The 24518-nt window shown below is 75.4% G+C and carries 14 protein-coding genes and 1 tRNA gene; 9 read left to right on the top strand and 6 right to left on the bottom strand.

The features are described 5' to 3' along the window. Nucleotides 1-10 precede the first annotated feature (10 nt). Genes J1M44_RS09785 through J1M44_RS09775 form a run of 3 tightly spaced genes read left to right on the top strand, consistent with a single transcriptional unit; the run spans nucleotide 11 to nucleotide 7376 of the window. Nucleotides 11-421 carry an MGMT family protein gene (locus J1M44_RS09785; RefSeq protein WP_002854936.1) on the top strand — a complete coding sequence of 137 codons (411 nt, stop codon included), beginning with the start codon at nucleotides 11-13 and terminating at the stop codon, nucleotides 419-421. Further along, nucleotides 418-3858, top strand: coding sequence for an ATP-dependent helicase (locus J1M44_RS09780; protein WP_206480910.1), 3441 nt, complete (start codon nucleotides 418-420; stop codon nucleotides 3856-3858). The genes J1M44_RS09785 and J1M44_RS09780 overlap by 4 nt, the downstream gene beginning before the upstream one ends. Further along, on the top strand, nucleotides 3846-7376 hold the full coding sequence (locus tag J1M44_RS09775) for an ATP-dependent helicase (protein WP_206480909.1): 3531 nt from the start codon (nucleotides 3846-3848) through the stop codon (nucleotides 7374-7376). The genes J1M44_RS09780 and J1M44_RS09775 overlap by 13 nt, the downstream gene beginning before the upstream one ends. Here J1M44_RS09775 and J1M44_RS09770 read toward each other — a convergent pair. Beyond that, on the bottom strand, nucleotides 7351-8478 hold the full coding sequence (locus tag J1M44_RS09770; RefSeq protein ID WP_206480908.1) for a phosphotransferase: 1128 nt from the start codon (nucleotides 8476-8478) through the stop codon (nucleotides 7351-7353). The two genes, J1M44_RS09775 and J1M44_RS09770, sit on opposite strands and share 26 nt — an antisense overlap. A gap of 72 nt (nucleotides 8479-8550) precedes the next feature. Here J1M44_RS09770 and nudC point away from each other — a divergent pair, with 72 nt between their 5' ends. Together nudC and J1M44_RS09760 are read left to right on the top strand one after the other, a co-directional pair. After that, nucleotides 8551-9540: an NAD(+) diphosphatase gene (nudC, locus tag J1M44_RS09765; protein WP_063189536.1), complete on the top strand. Its 990-nt coding sequence runs from the start codon at nucleotides 8551-8553 to the stop codon at nucleotides 9538-9540. Between the two features lie 16 nt (nucleotides 9541-9556). Next, nucleotides 9557-11686, top strand: coding sequence for an ATP-dependent DNA helicase UvrD2 (locus tag J1M44_RS09760; RefSeq protein ID WP_063189534.1), 2130 nt, complete (start codon nucleotides 9557-9559; stop codon nucleotides 11684-11686). Nucleotides 11687-11728: 42 nt separating this feature from the next. Here J1M44_RS09760 and J1M44_RS09755 read toward each other — a convergent pair whose 3' ends face one another. Further along, entirely contained in the window at nucleotides 11729-12457 is a 729-nt protein-coding gene (locus tag J1M44_RS09755; protein WP_063189532.1) for a ThiF family adenylyltransferase, read from the bottom strand. 201 nt (nucleotides 12458-12658) lie between these two features. On the opposite strand from J1M44_RS09755, the gene J1M44_RS09750 reads away from it, so the two are divergent. After that, the gene (locus J1M44_RS09750) at nucleotides 12659-13225 is read left to right on the top strand and encodes a M48 metallopeptidase family protein (protein ID WP_446724874.1); all 567 of its coding nucleotides are present in this window, start codon (nucleotides 12659-12661) and stop codon (nucleotides 13223-13225) included. A gap of 64 nt (nucleotides 13226-13289) precedes the next feature. On the opposite strand, the gene J1M44_RS09745 is transcribed toward J1M44_RS09750, so the two are convergent. Then, on the bottom strand, nucleotides 13290-14690 hold the full coding sequence (locus J1M44_RS09745) for a zinc-dependent metalloprotease (protein WP_044659760.1): 1401 nt from the start codon (nucleotides 14688-14690) through the stop codon (nucleotides 13290-13292). A 196-nt stretch (nucleotides 14691-14886) separates the two neighbouring features. Here J1M44_RS09745 and J1M44_RS09740 point away from each other — a divergent pair, with 196 nt between their 5' ends. The 3 genes from J1M44_RS09740 to J1M44_RS09730 all read left to right on the top strand — a co-directional run bounded on the left by J1M44_RS09740 (nucleotide 14887) and on the right by J1M44_RS09730 (nucleotide 19461). Then, nucleotides 14887-15957, top strand: coding sequence for a YlbL family protein (locus tag J1M44_RS09740; RefSeq protein ID WP_227717880.1), 1071 nt, complete (start codon nucleotides 14887-14889; stop codon nucleotides 15955-15957). A 110-nt stretch (nucleotides 15958-16067) separates the two neighbouring features. Then, nucleotides 16068-19211, top strand: coding sequence for a UPF0182 family membrane protein (locus J1M44_RS09735; protein ID WP_192593447.1), 3144 nt, complete (start codon nucleotides 16068-16070; stop codon nucleotides 19209-19211). Between the two features lie 176 nt (nucleotides 19212-19387). Beyond that, nucleotides 19388-19461 (top strand) — tRNA-Met (locus J1M44_RS09730). A 133-nt stretch (nucleotides 19462-19594) separates the two neighbouring features. Here J1M44_RS09730 and J1M44_RS09725 read toward each other — a convergent pair. The 3 genes from J1M44_RS09725 to J1M44_RS09715 form a co-directional block, all read right to left on the bottom strand. Next, the gene (locus J1M44_RS09725; protein WP_041105135.1) at nucleotides 19595-20995 is read right to left on the bottom strand and encodes a sodium/glutamate symporter; all 1401 of its coding nucleotides are present in this window, start codon (nucleotides 20993-20995) and stop codon (nucleotides 19595-19597) included. A 178-nt stretch (nucleotides 20996-21173) separates the two neighbouring features. Continuing rightward, nucleotides 21174-21992 (bottom strand): PspA/IM30 family protein, encoded by an 819-nt coding sequence (locus J1M44_RS09720; RefSeq protein WP_002854906.1) that lies wholly within the window; start codon nucleotides 21990-21992, stop codon nucleotides 21174-21176. 124 nt (nucleotides 21993-22116) lie between these two features. Continuing rightward, the gene (locus J1M44_RS09715) at nucleotides 22117-24252 is read right to left on the bottom strand and encodes a TPM domain-containing protein (RefSeq protein ID WP_206480907.1); all 2136 of its coding nucleotides are present in this window, start codon (nucleotides 24250-24252) and stop codon (nucleotides 22117-22119) included. Nucleotides 24253-24518: the final 266 nt, after the last annotated feature.

The following is a 24518-nucleotide window of genomic DNA, read 5'->3' as shown; positions in this document are numbered from 1 at the left end:
GGATGGGGTCGTGACCGATCACCCTGTGCTCCCCGCCGCTCGCCACCGCGACGACGGACCGCTCACCCTCGGCGAGGGGCTCGAGGCGCTCGCCCGTCTGGTCCCGCCCGGACGCGCCGTCAGCTACGGGGGGCTGGCCGGCCTGCTGGGGGTCGGCGGTCCGCGGCAGGCCGGCCGGGCGATGGCCGAGTCGAGCCCCGGCACGCCGTGGTGGCGCGTGGTCCGGGCCGACGGCTCGCTGCCCCTGGAGCTGGCCGCGCGGGCCGCCGTCGAGCACGAGCGGGAGGCCACGCCCCGCACCCCGGCCGGGCGCGTGGACCTGCACCGGGCCCGCTGGGAGCCCGACGACGGCGCCGCGCGGGCGATCCGTGCGATCGCCGACCGTATCGTGTCCGGGCCCGGTGCGAGGATGAGGCCATGACCAGGGAACACGGGGTGGACCCCGTCGACGACGACGCGGCGGCGCCGGAACGGGCCGCCCGGCTGGTGCGCACGGCCGCCGCACCCGAGGACCGGATCACGCTGACGGACGAGCAGGAGGCGATCGCCTCGCTCGCCCCCGGGCACGGCGCCGTGCTCGTGCTGGGCGCCCCCGGCACGGGGCGCACCACCGTGGCGATCGAGTACGCGGCCCGCCGGATCGAGGCGGGGCTGGACCCCGAGTCCCTCCTGCTGCTGGCCCCGAGCCGGGACGCGGCGGCGCGGCTGCGCGACGCCCTGACCCGCCGGCTCGCCGCCGCCGGTCGGGGCACCCGCGCCGTCACCCCCGTGCGGACCTGGTCCTCCTACGCGTTCGACCTGCTGCGCCGCGCCCGCGTCACGGGACCGCTGAGGCATCTGGAGGTCGCCCCCCGGCTGCTCACCGGCGCCGAGCAGGACACGGTCATCGCCGAGCTGCTCGAGGGCTACGCCGCCGGCCTCGCCGCCGCGCCGGACTGGCCGGCCGACGTCGCCCCCGCCGTGGAGGCGAGGGGGTTCCGCCGTGAGGTCCGCGAGCTCGTGGACCGCATGAGCGAGCTCGGCCTCGAGCCGGGCAGCCTGCAGGAGCTCGGCACCGCCCACGGGCGCCCCGAGTGGGAGGCCGCGGCCGTGCTGCTGCAGGACTACCGGGACCGGATCGACCTGGGCATGGCCGAGGCGTTCGACGCCGCCGGGCTGCTGTCCGCCGCCGTCCGCGTGCTCACCGAGCGGCATCCGGAGGACCCGGAGCGCGACGCCGCGGCGCAGGCGTTCGTGGCGGAGGAGCGGGACCGCCTGGCCGTGCTCGTGGTCGAGGACCTCCACGAGGCCACCCCCGCCGTGCACGACCTGCTCAGCGTGCTCGGCCGCGGGCGGGACGTGCTGCTCACCGCGTCGCCGGACACCACCGTGGAGGGCTTCCGCGGCGCCCGGCCCGACCTCCTCGCCCGGTACCCCGGGGTCCTCGACCCCGATCCCGTGCCGGGGGCCGCCCCGCCCGCGTCCCCGGACGGACGCGTCCGGGTGCTGACGCGCGGGCACCGCATGCGCGCCGAGGTCCAGGACGCCTACCTGCGCGTGGCCCGCCGGGTCCGCCAGCGCACCGCCGGCGTCGAACGGACCCGCACCGAGACCGTCCCGGCGGACGGCGACGGCGCCGTCCGGGCGCACGTCGTGCCCACCCGCGCCCACGAGGACCAGCTCGTCCTCGAACGGGTGCTGCGGGTCCACCACGAGGACGGGGTGCCCCTGGACCGGATCCTCGTGGTCGCCCGCTCGGGCTCCCGTGTGGCCGCGCTCGCCCGTCACCTGGAGGCCGAGGGCGTCCCCGTGCTGCGGGACGCCGCCGGGCTCGTGCTGAAGGAGGAGCCCGCCGTCGCGCCCCTGCTCACCCTGCTGGACGCGGCGGGGGCGCTCGCGGAGGATCCGGAGGCCCGGGTCGAGGACGTGCTCGATCCGGACGAGGTCGTGGGACTGCTCACCGGCCGGTACGGGATGGCCAGCGCGCTGCACGTGCGGCGGCTGCGCCAGGACCTGCTGGCCGCCGAGCGGGGCCGGGGCGGCCGGCGCACCTCGGACGCGCTGCTCGCCGCGGCCCTCCTGGACCCGAGCCTGGCCGGCCCCGAGCACGAGCGGCACCGCGCCCTGCGCCGCGTCCACTGGATGCTCCGGGACGGCCTGGAGGCCGCCCGCGCCCCCTCGGCCTCGCCCGAGACCGTGCTGTGGGCGCTGTGGTCCGCCTCCGGTCGGGCCGAGCGGTGGCGTTCGCTCGCGCTGCGGCCCGCCGAGCACGCGAACGACCGCCGCGAGTCCCGCCGTGCGGACGCGGACCTCGACGCCGTCGTCGCCCTGTTCAAGGTGGCCGAGCGCTTCGTGGACCAGTTCCCGGGCGCGTCGCCCGAGTCGTTCGCCGTCTACATGGAGTCCCAGGACCTGCCCGTGGACACCCTGGCCCGCCGGGCCGAGTCCGGTGACGCCGTGCACGTGCGCACCCCCGCCGCGGCGGCCGGCCAGGAGTGGGACACGGTGATCGTCGTGGGCCTGCAGGAGGGCGTGTGGCCGAACACCCGGCTGCGCGGCCAGCTGCTCGGCGCCACCGACCTCGTGGACCTCGTGACGCTGCCCGCGGACGCCCCGTGGCCCACGGACCACCGCACCCGGCTGCGCGAGGTCCGCCAGGACGAGCTGCGCATGCTCGCGGCCGCCGTCTCCCGGGCACGGCGTCAGGTGGTCGCCACGGCCGTGCGCGCGCCGGATGAGGGCCCCTCCGACTTCCTCGACCTGGTGGACCCGCCCGAACGGCTGCCCGCCGAGGCGCGCGACGCCGCCGGCGTCCGAAGGCTCACCGCCGTCCCCGACCCGATCACGGCGCCCGCGCTCGTCGGCCGACTGCGCCGCGTCCTGGAGGCCGGGGACGAGGCAGACACGGACGACGGGGTGACACCCCGGGGCGCGGCGGCCGCCGGCCTGGCGGTCCTCGCCGAGGACGGCGTGACCGTCGCGGACCCCCGACGCTGGTGGGGCCTGCTGCCGCTGTCCACCGAGGCCGCGCTCGTCGACCCGGAGCACGAGGTCGTCGCGCTCTCGCCCTCCCGCGTGGAGACGGCCCTGCGCAATCCGCTGGACTGGGTGCTGTACCACGTCGGCGCGAACGCGGGCGGGACCCTCGCCCAGTCCGTGGGCACGCTCGTGCACTCGGTGGCCGAACACCATCCCGAGGGCGTGCCCGAGGACGTGCGTGCCGAACTGGAACGCCGCCTGCCCGAACTCGGCCTGCCGGAGGGCTGGATCACGGAGATCGAGCACGACCGGGCCCGCGGCCTGGTGGACGCCTACATCGGCTACTGGAGCATCGCCCGGGCGGCCGGGCGTCGGCCCGTGGCTCAGGAGGTGCGGCTCCTCGCGGACCTGACCTGGGGCGGGACCACCGTCCGGATCACCGGCGTCGTGGACCGGCTCGAGGCGGACGCGCAGGGCCGACCCTTCATCGCCGACCTCAAGACCGGCCGCAGCGCGCCCACCGGTGCGGAGATGGCGCGCCAGCCACAGCTGGCCGCCTATCAGGTGGCCGTCCGCGCCGGCGGTCTGGAGCAGGTCCGGGACGACCCCGCCACGGACCCCGCCCTGCGCGCCGCGCTCGCCGGCCTGGAACGGCCCGCGACGCCGGCCGGCGCGGCCCTCGTCCAGCTCGGCGCGGGCACCCTGAAGACCAAGGTGCAGGACCAGCCGGCCCTCGAGGACGGGGACACCTGGGCGCTCGAGCAGGTGTTCACGGCGGCCCGTCGCACCACGGGGCCGCGCTTCCTCGCCCTCCACGAGGCCGGCGCCCGTCGGTGCGCGCTGCCCTCCGTCTGTCCGCTCTGCTCCGAAGGAAGGCAGGTCACCGAATGGCCCCGCTGACCGGCGATCCCGCCGCCCCGACCGATCGTCCGCGCGTCGAGGACGCGGTCCACTCCCCGGAGGACATCGCGGCGCGGCTGCGGCTGCCCCCGCCCACGCAGGAGCAGGCCGAGGTGGTCACCGCCCCGCTCACTCCGCGCCTGGTGCTGGCCGGCGCCGGCTCCGGCAAGACCGCCACCATGGCCGACCGCGTGGTCTGGCTCGTGGCCAACGGTCTCGTGCGCCCGGACGAGGTCCTCGGCGTCACGTTCACCCGGAAGGCGGCCGGTGAGCTCGCCGAGCGGATCAACGGGCGCGTGGACGCCCTGCTGCGCTCCGGCCTCGAGATCCCCGGCTTCGACGGGGAGCCCGAGGACCTGGGCCGCGCCTCGGTGTCCACGTACCACTCCTACGCGGGCGCGCTCGTGCGGGACCACGGCCTGCGGATCGGCGTGGAACCGGAGGCGCGGCTGCTGGGGGACGCGGACGCCCACCGGCTCATGGGCGCCGTCGTGCGTTCGCATCCGGTGGTCGCGGACGCCCTCGGCGTGGCCCCGTCCCGGCTCATCACGCAGGCGCTACGGCTGGCCGGGGACATGGCCGAGCACCTGGTGACCGCGGACGAGGTGCGCGGGTTCCTCGCCCGGCTGGCCGAGCAGGGGAGCGCCCTGCCGCTGCCCCCGCGCGCCAAGACCCCCTCGAAGGAGATCCAGGAGTTCCTGACCGGCCTGGCGGACCGCGCCCTCATGGCGGACCTCGTGGCCCGCTACGACGAGGTCAAGCGCGAGCAGGACGTCATGGACTTCGGCGACCTGCTGCGCCACGCGGCGCGCATCGCCGTCGAGGTGCCGGCGGCCGGCGAGCAGGAGCGCGCACGGTTCCCCGTGGTGCTGCTGGACGAGTTCCAGGACACCTCCCACGCCCAGATGCGGATCTTCGCCGGGCTGTTCGGCCCGCGCGGCCCCGAGGACGACGCGCCCGGGCTGGGGCACTGCGTCACCGCGGTGGGCGACCCCCACCAGTCGATCTACGGCTTCCGCGGCGCCTCCGCCGGACAGCTCTTCGCCTTCCCGCACGCCTTCCCCCGGCTGGAGACCGGCCCCGGCGGCGCCCCGCGGCGCGTGAACGCGGACGTCTCGCACCTGACGATCGCGTGGCGCAACGAGGAGTCGATCCTGGCGGTCGCCAACGCCGTCGCCGCACCGCTGAACGCCCACGCCGCCGCGACGGGCGGCGCGCCGGTGGAGGTGCGCACCCTGCGGCCCCGGCCGGGCGCGGGGGAGGGCGTCGTCCGGGTGGACCGGTTCGTCACCGCGGAGGAGGAGGCCGCCGACGTCGTCGCCCGCCTCGGTGCCCTCACCGGGGCCGGGCCCGGGGGGACCACCCCGAGCCGCGCCGTCCTGTGCCGCACCCGCGCCCAGTTCGGCCCCGTGCTGGACGCGCTCGACGCCGCCGGCCTGCCCTACGAGGTGCTCGGGCTCTCCGGGCTGCTGGCGCTGCCGGAGGTCGCTGAGGTGCTCGCCGTCCTCCACGTGCTGGCCGACCCCACGCGCAGCGACCAGCTCGTCCGCCTGCTCACCGGCCCGCGCTGGCGCATCGGCGTGGCCGACCTCGAGGTGCTCCAGGAGCGCGCCCGGTTCGTCTCGCGGCTGCGGGCCCGGCGGGCCGCCGGTGGGCGGGAGGACCCCGCCGGGGCCACCCCGGACGCGGCCCCGGACCGGGACGTGAGCCCCGAGGAGGACGCCGACGCCGCCGCCCTGCTGGAGGCCCTCGACTCCCTGCCCGGGGAGGGGACGGACTGGGTCGGCTCCCGCGGCCGCGGCTTCTCACCCGAGGGCCTGGCCCGGCTGAGGGCCGTCAACGCCGAGCTGCGCCGGCTCTCCACGCGCACCGGGGAGGACCCGGCCGACCTCATCGCGGAGGTGATCCGTGAGACGGGGCTGGACGTCGAGGTGGCCCTGCGGCCCGGCGTCTCCGCGGCCGCGGCCCGGCGGCATCTGAACGCGTTCCAGGACGCGGCCCGCGACTTCGGCGCCGGCACCACGGCGACGGACCTGACGGCGTTCCTGGCCTGGACGGAGTCCGTCCTCGAGCATGAGGACGGCCTCGGCGTCGAGAACGCCGAACCCACCCCCGGCCTGGTCCAGGTGCTCACCGCGCACGCCTCGAAGGGGCTCGAGTGGGACGTCGTCGCGGTCCCCGGCCTGCAGGAGGGCACGTTCCCGTCCACGCGGGCGGACCGCTGGACCAGCCCCCGGGCCGGCGCGCTGCCGTGGCCCCTGCGCGGGGACCGCGCGTCGCTGCCGCAGTGGGACGGCTCGTGGGCCCAGGACCAGCGGGACTGGGTCCAGTCGGCCGGCACCAAGTATAGCTCCAAGGCGGCCCAGGAGGGCAACCCGGACCCCTATGCCGTGGCCGTGACCGCCCACGCCGAGCGCGAGGAGCGGCGCCTGGCCTACGTCGCGTACACGCGCGCGCGATCCGCCCTGTGGCTGAGCACCTCCCTGTTCAAGGGCGTCAACAAGGAGCCCCTGCCGGCCTCGGCCTTCCTCGAGGAGGTGGCCGGCCTGGCGGGGGAGGTGCCCGGCGTCGCGCTCGGCCCCGCCCCGGCCGAGGACGACCTGCCCGAGGCCAACCCCGCAGCAGGCCGGACGCTGGTCGCCCGCTGGCCCTTCGACCCCCTCGACGGTCCGGAGGCCTTCGTCGCCGACCCGGAGGACCCCGAGGACGAGGAACGCTGGCAGCCGCTGCCGCGCCGCTCCCGGGCCCGCCGGCACGGGGTGGAGGCGGCCGCCGCGGCCGTGCACGCCGCGGACCCGGCGGCGCTCGGGGACGACCCGGAGCTGGCCCGCCAGGTGGACTGGGTGCTGCTGCGCCGTCGGGACGTCGCCGGGACGGGCGGGGAGACCGCCCTGCCCGAGCACGTCTCCGTGTCCCTCTACGGCGAGCTCGCCGCCGACCCGCAGGCCGTGGCCGAGCAGCTGCGCCGGCCCCTGCCCCGGCCGCCCGCGCACGCGGCGCGGCGCGGCACGGCGTTCCACGCGTGGCTCGAGGAGCGCTTCGGGGCCACCGGCATGCTGGACATCGACTCGGCCGAGGACGCCGCGGACCTGTGGGTCGACGAGGCCCTCGACCTCGGCCCCATGCAGGAGTGGTTCCGCTCCTCGCGCTGGGCGGAGCGCACCCCGGCCTTCGTCGAGGCCCCGGTCGAGACGACGGTCGGCGGGATCACGCTGCGCGGCCGGGTCGACGCGATCTACCGCTCCGGCGGCGACCCCCGCCTGCCCTTCGACCCCGGGGCCGACTGGGAGCTCGTCGACTGGAAGACCGGCGCCGTGCCGCGGGGCCGCGACCTCGAGCTCAAGTCGCTGCAGCTGGCCGTCTACCGGCTCGCCTGGTCACGGCTGCACGGGATCCCGCTGGAACGGATCGGGGCCAGCTTCGTCTACGTGGCCCACGGGCAGGAGCGCTCCTTCCCGGACCTGCCGGGGGAGGAGGAGCTCGAGCGTCACATCACGGACGCCCTGGCCCGTCGTTGATCGGCCGCACCACCTCGACGGCGGGCACCGGCCCCGTCTCCGGGTCCGCGGTTCTCGCGGCCGCGGCCTCACGGGCGTCCTCCGCCGCATCCCGGGCGTCCTCCGCCGCATCCCGGGCGTCCTCGGCGGCGTCGGCGGCCGCGTCGGCCTCCGACTGGCGCGCGGCCGCCTCCTGCGCGGCGCGCACGTCGCTCGCGAGTTCGGCCAGCATGGCCTCCGCCTCGGCGACCATGGCCCCGTCGTGCCGGTCCAGGCCCCGCGTGAGCCACTGGGCGAGGGCGAACTCGGCGAGCAGCGCCGCACGGCGCATCAGGTGCGCGTCGCCGTCGTCGGCGGCCCCCGCGTCGGCCCGCCGGGCCGCGTAGGCGTCGAGGACGCGGTCGGCCAGGTCCGGGTCCGTGGCGGCGGCCAGCCAGGCGACGTCGTCGGCCGGGTCGCCCACGTGCAGGTCCGTCCAGCCCGTCACGCCCACCACGCGGCCGCGCTCGAGGAGCAGGTTGTCCTCGTGCAGGTCACCGTGCACCGGCACCGGGGTGAACTGCCACAGGGCCTCCTCCTCCATGGCCTCCTCCCAGCGGCGCAGCAGCAGGGGCGGCACGCGGCCGGAGGTGGCCGCCTGGTCGAGGGCGTGGAGGTGACGCTGCCGGATCTGCTCCGCCGTGTAGGAGGGCAGGTCCGCGTGGTCCACGACGTCCGAGGGCAGCGTGTGGATCGCGGCCAGCACGCGGCCCACGTCCTGCACCGCGGGCTCGCCGAGCCGGGCCAGCCCGTCCAGGGTGACGGGACGCCCGGGCATGTCCTGGTAGACGAAGGTGCGCAGCCCCTCGAGCCGCACCGCGCCCGCCACGGAGGGCGTGCGGAACGGCAGGCCGGCGCGCACCGCCGGGGTCAGGCCCGCCAGCACCTGCAGCTCCGTCTCCAGACGGATGCCCGCCTCCGGGGTGCGGGGCGAGCGGACACGCCACCGCTGGCCCTCACCGTCCACGACGACGGCGGTCGAGAAGTCCGCGGGGTCGTCCGGGCTCGCCTCCACGGAGACGGGGGCGAGGCCGGGGACGGCCGCGGCGGCCAGGGCTGCGAGACGAAGGGGCTGACGATCCACCCCTCCAGCCTAGGCGCGGAACGCCCGCCCCCGTCGCCGGGCGCACCGGAGACGGGTCGCTAGCCTGGACGCATGGCTTCCTGCCCCCCGTCGTCGTCCGACCCCACCGCCGCACCACCCCTGGCCCTGCCGCTGGCCCGCGAGGAGCTGGACCGCGGTGCCGTGGCCCGCCTCGACCCGGGCCACCTGGCGGCCGTCTGGGCGCGCGAGGGGACGGAGGTCCTGTGGCTGCAGGGCGGCCGCGCGCCGGTCGCGGACGGCCGGCTCGTCTTCACCGCGCCCTCCGGCCCCGTGCCGGCCGAGGCCGCGTATCTGGGCCGCGGCACCGCGGCGGACCGGGGCCCGCACGGGCGGGAGCGCGAGGTGGTCTCCGTCGCCGTCGAGCCGCCGGCGGCCCTGCCCGAGGACGCGGCCACCGCGCTCGCGGACGCCGTGTGGGTCGGCCTCCGCGACGCGGCCGCCGCCCTCAGCGACGCGGACACCGGGCTGTTCGTGGCCGCCGTCGCGAACGCCAACTGGCACGCCACCCACCGCTTCTGCGCGTTCTGCGGCGGCGTCACGGACGTCGAGGCGGCCGGCTGGGTGCGTCGTTGCCGCGACTGCTCCCGGGATCAGTTCCCGCGCACGGACCCGGCGGTGATCGTGGCCGTCATCGACCCGGCCGGGCGGATCCTGCTGGGCCGCAACGCGGCGTGGCCCGAGGGGCTGTACTCCTGCCTGGCCGGGTTCGTGGAGCCGGGGGAGTCCCTGGAGCACGCGGTGGTCCGGGAGATCGCGGAGGAGTCCGGGATCACGGTGACGCAGCCGCGCTACCGCGGCTCCCAGCCGTGGCCGTTCCCGCGCTCGCTCATGCTCGGGTTCACCGCCCTGGCCCCGGCCGGCGCCGAGCCGGTTCCGGACGGCGAGGAGATCCTCTCCGTGCGCTGGTTCGAGCGGGAGGAGCTCGCGCATCTGGCCCGCGAGGGCGACGTCACCCTGCCCGGGGCCGTGTCCATCGCGCGGGCGCTCATCGAGGATTGGTACGGTGGGACGCTGCCCGATGCGCAGACCCTGATCACCTAAGGAGGACTCGTCCCGCATGAGCACTCCCGACGAGATCCTCCGCGGCCTCGACCCGGAGCAGCGCCGGGCCGCCACGGCCCTGCACGGGCCTGTCTGCATCCTGGCCGGCGCCGGCACCGGCAAGACCCGCGCCATCACGCACCGCATCGCCTACGGCGTCGCCTCCGGCGTCTTCGACCCGCACCGCACCCTCGCCCTGACCTTCACGGCGCGCGCCGCCGCGGAGATGCGCACCCGCCTGCGCGACCTCGGCGTGGCCGGCGTCCAGGCCCGCACCTTCCACTCCGCTGCCCTGCGCCAGCTGCAGTACTTCTGGCCCCAGGCCGTGGGCGGCCCCATGCCCTCGCTGATCGAGAACAAGGTGCGCCTGCTCACCGAGGTCGCCCAGCGCATGCGGATGACCGTGGACCGGGCCGGACTGCGCGACCTCGCCGGCGAGATCGAGTGGGCCAAGGTCTCCCTGCACGCCCCCGAGGGCTACGCGGAGGCCGCCAAGGAGCGGGAGATGCCCGCCGGCTGGACCGCCACCACCGTCGCCCGTCTCTACACGGGCTACGAGGAGGCCAAGACGGCCCGGAACATGATCGACTTCGAGGACGTGCTGCTGATCCTCGTGGGGATCCTGTCCACCGAGCCGCAGATCGCGGCCACGATCCGGGACCAGTACCGGGTGTTCGTGGTGGACGAGTACCAGGACGTCTCGCCGCTGCAGCACCGCCTGCTCGACCTCTGGCTCGGCGACCGCGGCGACCTGTGCGTCGTCGGCGACGCCTCCCAGACGATCTACTCGTTCACGGGCGCGACCTCCCGCTTCCTCACCGACTTCCGTGAGCGGTACCCCGCGGCCACGGTGGTCCGGCTCGTGCGCGACTACCGGTCCAGCCCGCAGATCGTGGAGGCGGCCAACCGCCTGCTGGCGGACCGCACCAAGGCGGGGGAGCGGGACCGCACGATGCCGCGCTGGCCCGACCCCCTCGAGCTCGTCTCCCAGCGGCCGGCCGGCCCCGACCTCGTGTTCGCGGAGTGCACCGACGACGAGGCCGAGGCCGGCTGGGTCGCCGACCGGATCGCGGCGCTGATCGACGATGGCGTGCCTGCCTCCGAGATCGCCGTCCTGTTCCGCACCAACGGCCAGTCCCAGGCCTTCGAGACGGCGCTGTCCTCAGCGGGCATCGGCTACCAGCTGCGCGGCGGCGAGCGGTTCTTCTCCCGGCGCGAGGTGCGCGACGGCATCCTGCAGCTGCGGGCCGCCGCCCGCGCGGCCCAGGACCTGACGGGCGACGACGTCACGGACCGGGTGCGGGACGTGCTCTCCTCGCTCGGCTACTCCGCCGAACCGCCTTCGGCCTCCGGCGCGGCCCGTGAACGGTGGGAGTCCCTGCACGCCCTCGTCAACCTCGCCGGCCAGCTCGCCACGACGCGCGGGGCCGAGTTCACGCTGACCGAGCTCGTGGCCGAGCTCGACGAGCGGGCTCAGCACCAGCACGCGCCGACGGTGCAGGGCATCACCCTGGCCTCGCTGCACTCCGCCAAGGGCCTCGAGTGGGACGCGGTGTTCCTCGTGGGCCTGTCCGAGGGGCTCATGCCGATCTCCTTCGCGGAGACCCAGGCCGAGGTGGACGAGGAACGGCGCCTGCTCTACGTGGGGATCACGCGTGCCCGCCAGCACCTGTCGCTGACGTGGACGCTCTCGCGGGGCACGGGCGGGCGCTCCACCCGGCGGCCCTCCCGGTTCCTGTGGGCCATCGACCCGACCCTCGGCGGCACCCGCGAACACGCCCCGGCCCGCGGATCCGCGGCCGGCCCGACGGCGCCGCGGCGTCGGGGTGCGAAGGTCGCCGTGTGCCGCACGTGCGGCAAGCCCCTCGAGACGGGAGCCGAGCGCAAGGTCGGCAGCTGCCTGGACTGCCCCGCCACCTACGACGAGGCCGTGCTCGAGGAGCTGCGCGACTGGCGCACCCGCACGGCCGCCGAGATGCGGATGCCCGCGTTCGTGGTGTTCACGGACGCCACCCTCGTGGCCATCGCCGAGGCCATGCCGAGGACCCCGGCAGAGCTCCTGAAGGTGCCCGGCCTCGGCAAGACCAAGCTGGAGAAGCACGGACCGGAGCTGCTCGAGCTGCTGCACGGCACCCCGACGGCCTGAGCCGCGGGCCCGCACCCCGTTCCGCCGGCGGCGCCGCCCCCGTCAGAACGCCCAGCCGAGCGCATCCGGGTCGCAGGCGCAGCCGGGCCGGGGGCGGACCTTCACCCGGCGCGTGCGTCCCGTCACCCGATCGGCCCGCAGCACGCCGGGGGCCGGTCCGGTCCGCAGCGCGTCCACGGTCAGCACGGCGGCCCGCAGCGCCGCGAGCCCGTCCACCTGTCCCCGGTGCGCCGACGGGCCGGGCGCCGTCGGGACACCGGGGACGCCCGCCGGGTCCGCGGGCCATCGGCACAGCGGGCACCCGCGCACCCCGGGGGCGCACCACGGTCCGACCGTGACCGCTCTCGGCCCCACCGTGACCGGCAGCAGCGGGTGGTCGGCGGCCAGGGCCTGCGCGGCCAGGTCCGCGTCGAGCACGGACCCCACCGCCACCGTCGCCTGCCCCACGAGCACCGGCACCGGGCCGTGGTGCGCGAAGACGCGCAGCCCGGGGGCCACATCGCCCAGCCGGCGCTCGAGCGCACCCGCCCGGGGCCGACCGAGGTCCCCGGGCAGCAGGCCGGTCCCCAGGTCCGCGGCGTCGACGGGCCGCGGATCCCACAGGGCCAGGCGCAGCGCCCCGGCCCCCGCCAGCGCGTGGGCGATCGCCGCGCCCACCGCGTCGAGGCCCGCCACATGGACGTCCGTCGGCGGGGCCCACGCCCCCGGCTCCAGCGCTGACGCGGCGGCATCATGAGGGACGGTGGTGACGGTCTCGGCGACGGTGCGCACGGCTCTCCTCTCGGCTCGGTGCCTCCCACCCTGCCAGGGCACTCCCGGACCGCGCCGGATTGTCCACAGCCTGCGGCCCATGCCGGACAATGGCCGGATGCGCCCTGTCCCGCCCCCCCCGGCCGCCCTCCGCGTGCCGTCCCGGCCGCCCACCGCGGTCCCGCCCGCGAGAGCATCGATCTGGACTGGGAGGGCACGCCCGTGCGGCTCGTGCGCTCCACGGCCCGCACCCGCACCGTCTCGGCGGCGTGGCGCGACGGCCGCCTGCAGGTCAACGTCCCGGCCCGGCTCTCGGCTGCGCAGGAGCGCGAGTGGATCGGCCGGATGGTCGCGAAGGTGGGCGCACGCGGCGGGACGGGGCAGCCCGCGGCCGACCTGGACGGCCGCCCCGCCGACGCTCGCTCCGACGACGCGCTCCTGGCCTGGGCGGGACGGCTCTCGGCGGCGCACCTGGGTGGGCGGGCCCGTCCGGTCTCGGTCACGTGGTCGGCCCGGCAGCGCCGCCGCTGGGGCTCGTGCACGCCGGCCCGCGGCACCATCCGGCTCTCGACGCAGCTGCGCGGCATGCCGGACTGGGTGGTGGCGGCGGTGCTCGTCCACGAGCTGGCCCATCTGCTGGAGTCCGGACACGGCCCGGCCTTCCGACGCCTCGTGGACCGGTACCCGCGCTACGCCGAGGCGATGGCCTTCCTCGAGGGGGTCACCTTCGCCGAGGGCCGCGGTCGCACGGCGCCGGACCGGTGGGCGGAGGACGAGGACGCGGGCTGACACGACGGCGGGCGGCCCGCACCCGAGGTGCCGGACCGCCCGCCGCCGTCGTGCCGGGAGGGGCTCAGCCCTCGCGCGGCGCGTCGCCGAAGCCGCCCTCGAGGAGCTTGCGCAGCTCGTCGTCGAGGGACTCGGCGCTGGCGTCCGCGGCGGAGCGGCGCCCGGCGTACCCGGCGGGGTCCTCGAGGTCCTCCGCCGTGGGCTGACGCTCGGGATGGCGCCAGATCTCCTCGCGGTACTCCGTGCCGTGCTCGGCCGTGACGTGCTCCCAGAACGCGGCGGCCTCGCGCAGGCGGCGCGGGCGCAGCTCGAGGCCCACGAGGGCGGCGAAGGCCTGTTCGGCCGGGCCACCCGAGGCGCGGCGGCGGTTCATGGTCTCGCGCAGGGCGGCCGCCGACTCGAGGGGGCGCGCGGCCTCGGCGACCACCACGTCCACCCAGCCCTCCACGAGGGCGACGAGCAGCTCCAGCTGGTCCAGCGCGGCCTGCTGGGTGGCGTCCGGGGCGGCGATGAAGGACGCCCCGTCGAACACGGCCTGCAGGGAGCCGGGGTCCATCGGGTCCACCGACTGCGCGGCCCGCTCGATGCCCTCGGTGTCCAGGCGGATGCCCGCGGCGTACTGCTCGACGGCGGCGTACAGGTCCCGCTCGAGCCACGGCGAGTGCAGGAACAGGCGCATGCGTGCGGCCTCGCGCAGGGCCAGGTAGATGCGGATCTGGTCGTCCGGCACCGAGAGCCCGTCGCCGAACTCCTCGATGTTCACGGGGACGAGGGCGAGACGGTGGCCGGCGACGGGCAGGCCGATGTCCGTGCCCGAGAGCACCTCCTTGCCCAGGGCGCCCACGGCGCCGCCGAGCTGCAGGCCGAACATCGTGCCGCCCATGTTCTTCAGCATGGGCTGCAGCCCGCCGAGCAGGGAGGCGTCCATGCCCTCGGGGAGCTGGCCCGGCAGCTGCTGCTCGATGGCCGCGGACATCGCGCGGGACATCGAGACGGCCACGGGCTCGGTGAGCCGGCGCCACTGGTCCATGGTCGCCTCGACCCACTCGGCACGGGACCAGGCCACGCCGACGCTGCCGACGGGCTCGGTCTGCGTGACGCCGTCGAGCCACAGCTCGGCCAGCCGCAGCGCCTCGTCCACCTCGCGTCGCGCGAACGAGCCGACGGCCGGGTCCTCGCCGGCCACGGCCTGGCGGGCGGCCTGCTTCGCCAGAGCCCAGTTCACGGGGCCGTCCGAGCCGGAGCCGGAGCTCATCATCGCCTGGAACTGGGCCATGGCCTGCTGCATCATGGCCGGATTCAGCTGGGACGGGTCGAAGGGCACCCCGCCGGGGCCGCCCAGGCCCTCCATGGCGCGTCGGACTTCGTCCGGGTCGGGGCCCTGGCCGCCGAAGAGCTGCCGCAGCATCTCCTCCAGGGGGTCGCGGCCGTCGTCGGATCCGGGCGTGCGCGCGTCGTTGCTCATGTCTCCAGCGTATCCGCGTCGGCGCGGCGCGCCCGCCCTCCCGACGTCGCGGCGGCGCGGTTCGCCCATGGCGCACGGCGTCGCGCGGGGCAGGCGGGGGTCGCGGCCCCGCGTAGACTGGTGTGACCGTCGCCGCGCGGCCCGTGCCCGGCGGCGAGGACGGCCCGATCAGGACCCCCAGGAAAGACGGTGTCGCGTGCGCGCAGTGCCCTCGAGGACCACCCGCGCCGCCCGCGTGCCCTTCTCCGGATGGCTCGCCCTGGGCAGCGCCGGGCTGGCACTGCTGGCCCCCACCCCCTACATCCTCGAGGGCCCCGGCCCCGCCGTGGACCTGCTGGGCGAACGCGAGGGTCGACCGGTGCTGCGCGTCGAGGGCGGCGAGGCGGACCCGGGTGAGGGGACCCTGGCCATGACCACCGTGATGGTCGGGGGCCCGCCCATCGGCACCACCTCCCTGCTCGATCTCGGCCGCGGCCTGACGGACCCCGCCGTGGACGTGGTCCCGCGCGAGCTGATGTACCCCACCGGCGTCACCTCCGACGAGGTCGGCGAGGCCAATTCGGCGGCCATGTCGGACTCCCAGCAGACCGCGACCGCCGCGGCCCTGCACGAGCTCGGCCGGGAGGTGCCCCAGCGGCTCGTCGTGCAGCAGCTCGTGTCCGGCGGGCCCGCCGAGGGTGTCCTGCGGGCCGGGGACGAGGTGATCGCCGCCGAGGGACGGCCCGTGGCCGACCTGGAGGCCGTGCGCGCCGCCGTCGGGGCCGCGGGGCCCGACCCGGTCACGCTGACGGTCCGCCGCGACGGCGTGGAGCAGGACCTCGAGGTGCCGGTGGCGGCCGCCCCCGAGGGCGCGCCCCAGCCGTGGCAGATGGGGGCCCTGATCGAGACCGCCTACGACGTCCCGGTGGACGTCGAGCTGACCGTGCCGGACATCGGCGGGCCCTCGGCGGGTCTGATGTTCGCGCTCACCGTGATCGAGCGGCTGACCCCGGGCGCGATGACGGGGGGCGCCCCGATCGCGGGAACGGGCACGATCTCGGGGGACGGCGTCGTGGGTCCCATCGGCGGGATCCCGCAGAAGGTGCGCGGCGCCGCCGAGGCGGGGGCCACGACGTTCCTCGCCCCCACGGCGAACTGCGAGGAGCTGGCCGGCCGTGTGCCCGAGGGTCTGACGGTGTACCCCGTGGACACGCTGGGCCAGGCCCGCGACATCGTCGAGGCGGTGGCCCGGGGGGAGAGCCCGGCCGCCGCCCGGACGTGCGGCTGAGCCGACGCACACCAGGACCACCAGACCACCAGACCGGACGACATGTCCGGGGCGCAGCGCCCCGGACCGGAGCAAAGCCCCGCGGACGCGGGAGGGAAGAGGACAGAGCAGTGAGCTTCGGACAGGGAGGCGGCGGACCGTTCGGCGGCCCGCCCCGTGACGGCGGCGGGACCGCCGGGGGCCAGTCCGGCCCGTTCGGGGCGTTCGGCCCCTTCGGCGGCGCCCCGCGCGGCCCGGGCGACGACGGCGACCGCGGTCCTGGTGGCCCGTTCGGCGGGGGCGGGTCCTCCGCCGCGCGCGGCAGGGGCCGGCCGGGCCGGCCGAGCGCGCTCGTGCTGACCATCATCGCGGTGGCCGTGCTCGTGGGGCTGTTCGTGGTGTTCACGAACGTCTACACGGACGTGCTGTGGTTCTCGCAGCTGGGCTTCACCGAGGTCTTCTGGACCGAGGTCGTCGCCAAGGCCGCGCTGTTCCTGATCGCCGGGCTCGGGATGGCCCTCGCCGTGTGGCTGGCGATCCGCACGGCCTGGCGCCACCGCCCCGCGGACGCGTCCGCGGCCGCGCGGGACTCGCTCAGCCAGGCCCAGCGCCAGCTGGAGCCCATCCGGCGCCTGGTGTTCCTGGGTGTCCCGCTCGTGCTCGGCGTGTTCGCCGGCTCCACCGCGATGAACGGCTGGAACACGGTCCTGCTGTTCCTGAACCAGGTGCCCTACGGCCAGGCGGACCCGGAGTTCGGCCTGGACCTCATGTTCTTCATGGCCACCCTGCCGTTCCTGACGCTCGTGGTCGGGTACCTGATCTCGGTGGTCCTGGTCTCCGGCATCACCGGTCTTCTGGTGCACTACCTGTACGGCGCGGTGCGCGTGGAGGAGGGCGGCGGTGTGCGGATCACCCCGGCGGCGCGCGCCCACATCGGCATCACCCTGGCCGTGTTCCTGCTGCTGCAGGGCGTCAACTTCTGGCTCAACCGCTACCGCACCACGCAGTCGCAGACCGGCAACTGGGCCGGCGCGCTCTACACGGACGTGAACGCGGTCATCCCGACGTCGGCGATCCTGGCGGTCACGGCCGTGATCGTGGCCGGCCTGTTCGTGTGGACGGTGGTCTCGGGCCGGTGGCGGTTGTCGCTGATCGGCACCGCGGTCCTGGTCATCACGGCGCTCGTGGTGGGCACGGCGTACCCCTTCATCGTGCAGGAGTACCAGGTGAAGCCGTCCGAGCGCACGCTCGAGTCCGAGTACATCGAGCGGAACATCGCCATGACGCGCGAGGCGTACGGCCTGGACGACGTCGAGGTGACGAACTACGAGGGGGCCACGGACACCGAGGCCGGGGCCCTGGCGGGCGAGGAGGCCAACACGGCCAACGTCCGTCTCATGGACCCGAACCTGATCTCCCAGACCTTCGGGCAGCTCCAGCAGTTCCGTCCGTACTACTCGTTCCCCACCACGCTGCACGTGGACCGCTACGAGGTGGACGGCCAGACGCGGGACACCATCCTGGCGGCCCGTGACGTCAACGTGGACGACTCGCAGTCGTGGGTGAACCGCCACACCATCTACACGCACGGCTACGGCATGGTCGTGGCCGACGCCTCCGAGGTCGCGGCCGGCGGCCGGCCCCAGTGGCTGCTCTCCGAGATCCCGACGCGCGGGCCGCTGGCCTCCGACCAGGACTACGAGCCGCGCATCTACTTCGGGCACAACTCGCCCTCGTACTCGGTGGTGGGTGCGCCCGAGGGCGCGCCGGCCGTCGAACGCGACCGGCCGCAGACGGCCGACTCCCAGGAGGACACGGCGTACACCTTCTCCGGCGACGGCGGCCCCTCGGTGGGCAACCTGTTCAACCGGCTCGCATACGCGGTGAAGTTCGGCTCGCCCGAGCTGGTGCTGTCCTCGGACGTGAACGAGGCCTCGCAGATCCTCTACGACCGCGACCCGGCCGAGCGCGTCCGCAAGGTCGCGCCCTACCTGACGGTGGACACCGCCCCCTACCCGGCGATCGTCGATGGCCGCGTGCAGTGGATCGTGGACGCCTACACGACCTCGGACCAGTTCCCGTACTCCACCGCCCAGCAGCTGGGCGAGGTCACGGTGGACTCCCTGAGCCAGGGCCAGAACCCGGCGATGCAGGGCCGGGTGAACTACATCCGCAACTCGGTGAAGGCGACGGTGGACGCGTACGACGGCTCGGTGTCCCTCTACGCGTGGGACGACCAGGATCCGCTGCTGCGGGTCTGGCAGAACGTGTACCCGTCCTCGCTGCGCCCGTACTCGGAGATGAGCGCCGGACTCATGGACCACGTCCGCTACCCGGAGGACATGTTCAAGGTCCAGCGCGAGCTGCTCGGCCGCTACCACGTGACCGATGCGGACGACTTCTACGAGAACAACGACGCGTGGTCCGTGCCCTCGGACCCCACGCGCGAGGAGGACGTCAAGCAGCCGCCGTACTACATGACGCTGCAGATGCCCGGCCAGGACGAGCCGGCGTTCTCCCTCACCAGCAGCTACATCCCGCAGATCACGGACGGTGCCCAGCAGCGCAACGTGCTCTACGGCTTCCTCTCCGCCACCGGCGACGCCGGCTCGGGGGAGGACGGCGTGAAGGCCGAGGGCTACGGGAAGCTCCGACTGCTCGAGCTGCCGCGGTCCACCACGGTGCCCGGCCCTGGCCAGGCGCAGGCGAACTTCGACTCGAACGCGGACGTCTCGCGGGAGCTGAACCTGCTGCGCCAGGGCGCGTCCGAGGTGCTCAACGGCAACATGATCACCCTGCCGGTGGCCGGCGGCATCCTCTACGTCCAGCCGGTGTACGTCCGCTCCTCGGGCGGCACCACCTACCCGACGCTGCGCAAGGTGCTCGTCTCGTTCGGCGACAAGGTCGGCTTCGCGGACACCCTCCAGGAGGCCCTGGACCAGGTGTTCGACGGCGACTCGGGCGCGGTCACCCCGGAGGAGAACCAGGCGGAGGCGCCCGCACCGGGCGAGGAGCCGTCGGCTCCGGGCACGGTCGAGGAGGAGCTCTCGGCGGCCCTCGAGGAGGCGCAGGACGCCCTGACCCAGGGCCAGGAGCGTCTGGCCGAGGGCGACTGGGCCGGCTACGGCGAGCAGCAGAAGCGTCTCAACGAGGCCCTGAAGCGTGCCACCGCCGCCGACGACGCCCTGGGCGGCGACGCGCCCGCCCAGGACCAGGCCCCGGCCGAGGCGAGCCCCGCGCCGTCGTCGAGCCCCAGCCCGACGCCGAGCGGCTGAGCCGGCGCCGGCGGGCCGGGCCCGCCGGACCGTCGACGGCGGCCCCGGCCACGCACCGCGCGTGGTCGGGGCCGCTGTCGTCTCGGGGCAGGTGGCCGCCGCATGGCCGCCGGATGGCGGGGTGCTGACGCCGATTTGAACTCGACGGAACAGGTGTGTATAGTTCTAGAAGTCGCCGCGGGGTGGAGCAGTTCGGTAGCTCGCCGGGCTCATAACCCGGAGGTCGCAGGTTCAAATCCTGCCCCCGCAACGAGAAGGAGAAGGCCCCCAGCATCTGCTGGGGGCCTTCTCGCATGTCCGGGACCGGTCGCCCCGGCCCGCCGGCACGGTGCCGGCGGGCGAGCCGACCGCCCTCGGGCGATCAACGCGGGGGAGCGGGAGTGTCAGCGGCTCGAGGCCCGGACCGCCTGCTGGGCCGGCGTGCGGCGGCCCGGATCGGTGCGGCGCAGCCAGACGGCAGCGATGATCGCGATGATCGCGATGGCGCCCCAGATGCCGACCACGGCCCAGGACAGGCCCGCGATGAGCAGCAGCGGCACGAAGGACACGGCCGCGATCTCCACGGGCACCACCGGGATGTAGGCCACGCCGAACTGCTCCATGGTCCCGGACTTCAGCTTCGGGTCCACGATGCGCAGCATGGCCACGCCTGTGGCGACGGCGCCGGTGGCCCAGCCCCACGTGAACAGCTGCTTCTCGAACCACGCGTCGGTCATGACACGCGGCGCCACGACGATCCCCAGGAACAGGGCCAGCGCGAGGCCGATCACGAACAGGAGCAGCAGCGGCTGCCAGTAGTCCACGACCACGGTCGGGGCGATCGCGGCGATGCCACAGACGATGAGGATGTCCGTGGCGGTGCCGGACACCGAGTTCAGCGAGCCCGGGTCGAGGAACTTCGCCGTCTTCGTGGCCTGGAACAGGACGCGGGCGATCAGGCCGAGGAGGAACGCGATCGCGAACGCGGGGATGATCAGCTGGGGACCGTCCTCACCCACGACGCTCGGCCACACGGCCGTGATCCAGGAGACCACGCCGTGCGCGGCCGCCGCGATCATCGCGACCACGCCGACCTGGAAGGCCAGCGACTCCACCGAGGCCGCCGAGAAGGTGTGCCGGCCGATGACCGGGCGTTCCTCCACCTGGTTCAGCACCCCGGTGCGCAGCTCCTCCGGGATGGAGGTCAGGCCCGCGAACTCCCGCGCGTGGCCGCGCTGCGCGCCGATCTTGGCCTGGATGATGCCACCCACCACGCCGACGATCATGCCGACGGTGGCCGAGGTGTAGGCCAGCGAGGTGACGGTCGCATCGCCGTTGGCCGCGTACGCCTGGCCCACGGCGGCCGCGGAGCCGAAGCCTCCCGCCCAGCCGGCGAACAGCAGGGCGGCGAACGAGTCGGGCGCGTCGAACAGCGGCTGCAGGAGGACCAGCGTGACGAGGGCGCCGATGGCCACCTGGGAGGAGTAGATCAGCACGCCGTAGGACGCGAACGCGCCTACGGGGCGGCCGATCTTGCGGACGTCGAAGTCGTCGGTGAGCGCGATGCACACGAACACGATGACGATCAGGATCGAGCCGTATGTGCCCAGCTGGGAGCTGAACGGCAGCCAGCCCAGGCCGTTCGGGCCGAGGGCCAGGCCCAGGATGCCGGCGATGACGGAGGCCGGGATCATCAGGGTCTGGAGGGGCGTGATGACGGCACGGGCCAGCGTGCCCACGGCCAGGAGCGCGCCGATGAGGCCGGCGTCGACCAGCACGGACCAGGCCGTGAACTGCTCTTGCATGGGGTTCTTCCTCTGTGCGGGGACGGGGGAGCCCCACGGAGCGTGCCGAGGGACCCCGGGACAGTACCAAAGGAGTGCGGGGGCCGGGGCGCGTCCGGGAGGGGCACCGGCCGGGGCGCACGAGGACGGCCCGCCGCGCCGGCGTGGGCCGGGCGACGGGCCGTGGGGCGGGGCGGGGTCAGCCGCGCGCGGTGCCGGTCTCCTCGGCGGTCCCCTCGGCGGCGTAGTCGAGGGTCAGGGTCTCGTCGGCGTCGACGTCGCCCGAGGTGAGGGCGGCCTGGCCGGCGCCGCCGGCCTTGAGGGCGGCGAGGCGGGCCTCCACCTCGGTCTTCTCGCCGAGATCCTCGAGGGACTCGAACTGGGCGTCGAGGGAGGAGGCGGCGATCTCCTGCTGGCCGCGCACGCGGGCCTCCTCGCGACGGACCTTCTCTTCGAAGCGGGAGACCTCGGAGGTCGGGTCCAGCAGGTCGATCGACTTCACGGCGTCGGCCACCGCGGACTGGGCGTGGGCGGACTTGGCGCGGGCGGTCAGCTCGTCGCGCTTGGCGACCAGCTGCTGACGCTTGACCTTCATCTGGTCCAGACCGGTCTTCAGGCGCTCCACGATCTCGCGCTGCGAGGCGATGGTCGGCTCCGCGGACTTCGCCTGGCGCTCGAAGTCCATCTGGCGCTCGATGGCCACCTTGGCGAGGTTGTCGAACTTGTCCGCCGAGGCGGTGTCGCCCTTGGTGCGGAAGTCGTCGGCCTTCTGGGAGGCGGCCAGCGCCTTCTGGCCCCAGCTGCGGGACGCGTCCTGGTCCTCGCGGTAGTCGTCCTCGATCATTCGCAGGTTGCCGATCGTCTGGGCGACGGCGGCCTCGGCCTCCGCGATGTTGTTCGTGTAGTCGCGGACCATCTGGTCCAGCATCTTCTGGGGGTCCTCGGCCTTGTCCAGCATCGCGTTGATGTTGGCCTTCGCCAGCGTGCTGATGCGGCCGAAGATGGACTGCTTGACCATGGTGTCTGCCTTTCGTCGGTCTTTCACGTCAGCGCAGACCGTCGGCCTGCGTCCACCCCGTCCCGCGCGTGCGGGCCGGGCCGGCGCCCGGGGCGCCGGAGTTCATGGGGGGGGGAGGCGGCGGTCAGAAGCCGCCGCCGGAGATGTCGCCGAACCCGCCGAAGTCGCCGCCGCCGAGGCCGCCGCCGTCGAACCCGCCGAAGCCACCGCCGCCCCAGCTGCCGCTGTTCAGGATCGAGTTCATCAGGATGCCGCCGAGCAGTGCGCCGCCGAGGCCGCCGCCGAAGCTGCCGCCCACTCCGGCGCGCGGGCGTGCACCGTACATGCCGCCCACCATGCCGGGGCCGTAGCCGAAGCCCTCGACGTCCGCGCGGGCCAGCTCGCTCGCGCGCTCGGCCAGCTGGGAGGCGCGCTGCGCCTGCTGGAGGGCGGCCACGGGGTCGGTGCGGCCGAGGCTGATCGCCGAACGCAGCGTGTGGTCGGCCTCCGCGAGCCGGGTCCGGGCCTCCGAGCCCACCGCACCGCGCCGGGCGCCGATGAAGTCGGCCGTGCCGTCGATCTGCGCCTGGGCCTGGGCGATCGTGGAGGTGAGCACCTGGGAGGCCTGGCGGGCCTGCTCCCGAGCGTCGCGGACGCCGGCCAGCGGGGTGTTGAGCTGGCGGTGCGCGGCCTCGAGCTGGTGCAGCAGCTCCAGGGGGTCCGGGCGGCCGGCCGCGAGGGCTCGGCGCACCGCGTTCACGGCGTTCTTCATCCCCGCCACCGGGCCGGCCAGCTCGGGGTTCGACCCGTTGGCCACGAGCGCCTCGGCCTCGGCGACGTCCTGCTCGGACTGGGCGAGGCCCGTCTGCAGGTTGCCCAGCATGGCCCGCAGGGACCCCTCGGCCTTGCCCACCGCCTCCGTGAGCGTGTCCACCTGGCTGAGCGCCTCCTCGGCGGCACGCACGCCCAGCGCCGCCGTGGAGCGGTCCTGGGCGTCCCACGCGCTCCGCGCCTTCGCGACGGCGGTCTCCACGAACTCGAGCCGCTCCCGGGCCTGCGTCGCGTTGTCCGCGACCTCGGCGAGGGCGGACTCCGCGTACTGGCCGTGCAGCGCGGTGATCGCCGACTCGGAGTCCTGCACCCGGGACCGGGCCTCGGGCAGGCGGGCTTCGAGACGCTCGAGGGCCTCGGGCACCTGGTTCTCGAGGTCGCGCAGGGAGTCGAACTCCTTCTTGTGCGCCGCCAGGGACGCACCCACGGCCTCGCTGCGCTGGATGATCTCCTTGAGCCAGGCGCGCTGCTCGGCCTCGGTGTCCGGGATCTCGTCGTCGAGCTGGTGCTGGAGCTGGAACGAGGCCCGCATGTGCTCCTTGGCCTGGTCGATGTCCTGGCGGAACGTCGCCACGGACTTCTCCCCGTAGGACGCCTCGGCGAAGCCCAGCTCCTGTTCCGAGGAGCGGATGGCGTCGTCCGCGGCCACGAGCTTCGAGCCGGCCTGGGTGCGCAGCTGCTCCACGCTGAGCTCGTCGAGGGGGTCGCGGCGGGCCTCCTCGGTGCGGCCCCGTTCGACGGCGCCACCCTGCGTGCGCCTCCGGCTGCGGGCCACGAGCACGCCGCCGCCCACGGCCGCGGCCACCGCACCTGCGCCGAGGACCGCCGTCAGGGCCCCACCGCCGTCGGAGGCGCCCTGGGCCGTGCTCCCGCCGCCCGTGGTGCCGGCCGGCAGGGCGCCGGCCGGATCGTACTCGGCCCCGCTGGCCCCCGTGCCGTCGAGCGTGCCGTCGGCGGCGTCGTCGAGCCCCTGCACCGCGGCGGTGCCCGCCGCGAGCCATTCCGCCGAGCCGGGGTCCGTGCCGATCTTGGACAGCTCCGGGCCCACGTAGGTGCGCGTCACCTGGTCCTGCAGGTCCGCGTCCCCGCCGCTGTCCAGCCCATAGGCGCGGTCCTCGACCGCGATCGCCAGGACCGAGTCGTTCGTCCCGAGCCCGCGCTGGCGCGCCACGTCCTGGGCCAGCGTCTGGGCGTCCGTGCTGAACTCATCCACGTAGACGACGTACAGCCCCTGCCCGGTGTCCCGGCGCAGGTCCTGGATCTCCTGGGTCAGCCGCTGCTCATCGGAGGTCGAGAGCACCCCGGCCTCGTCCACCACGTACACGCCCGGCGGCACCGTCACGGCGTGCGAGGCGGGTGCCGCCACCAGGAGGCCCAGGCCTCCCAGACCCGCGGCGGTCACGGCGCGCGCCAGACGGCCGACATCGGCGGGGCGGGTGGGCACGGTCATGCGGGGTCTCCTTCGACGGCGGAGGCGAGCCGCCGCACCGGGCGGACCCGCCGGATCCTGGGGTTGAGTGTAGGGCGGCGTGGGAATCGGGCACCAGGGATCCGGCGCGGCCGGGACCGTGGGAGGAGCGGACGTTCGGCCTCTAGGCGGCGTTCAGTCATGCACGCTAGCGTGGACGTGCCCCGGGGCGCGCGTCCGCAAGACGACGGGCGTCTGTGTCGACCGCCCGGGGCCCGACCCGAAGCGAGGACCCCGTGGACCAGACC

This window comes from Micrococcus sp. KRD128 (genome assembly GCF_017168395.1).
GTDB classification, from domain to species: Bacteria; Actinomycetota; Actinomycetes; order Actinomycetales; family Micrococcaceae; genus Micrococcus; species Micrococcus luteus.
Note: the sequence above shows the minus strand (reverse complement) of the source record. Positions and strands in the feature narration are given on the sequence as shown.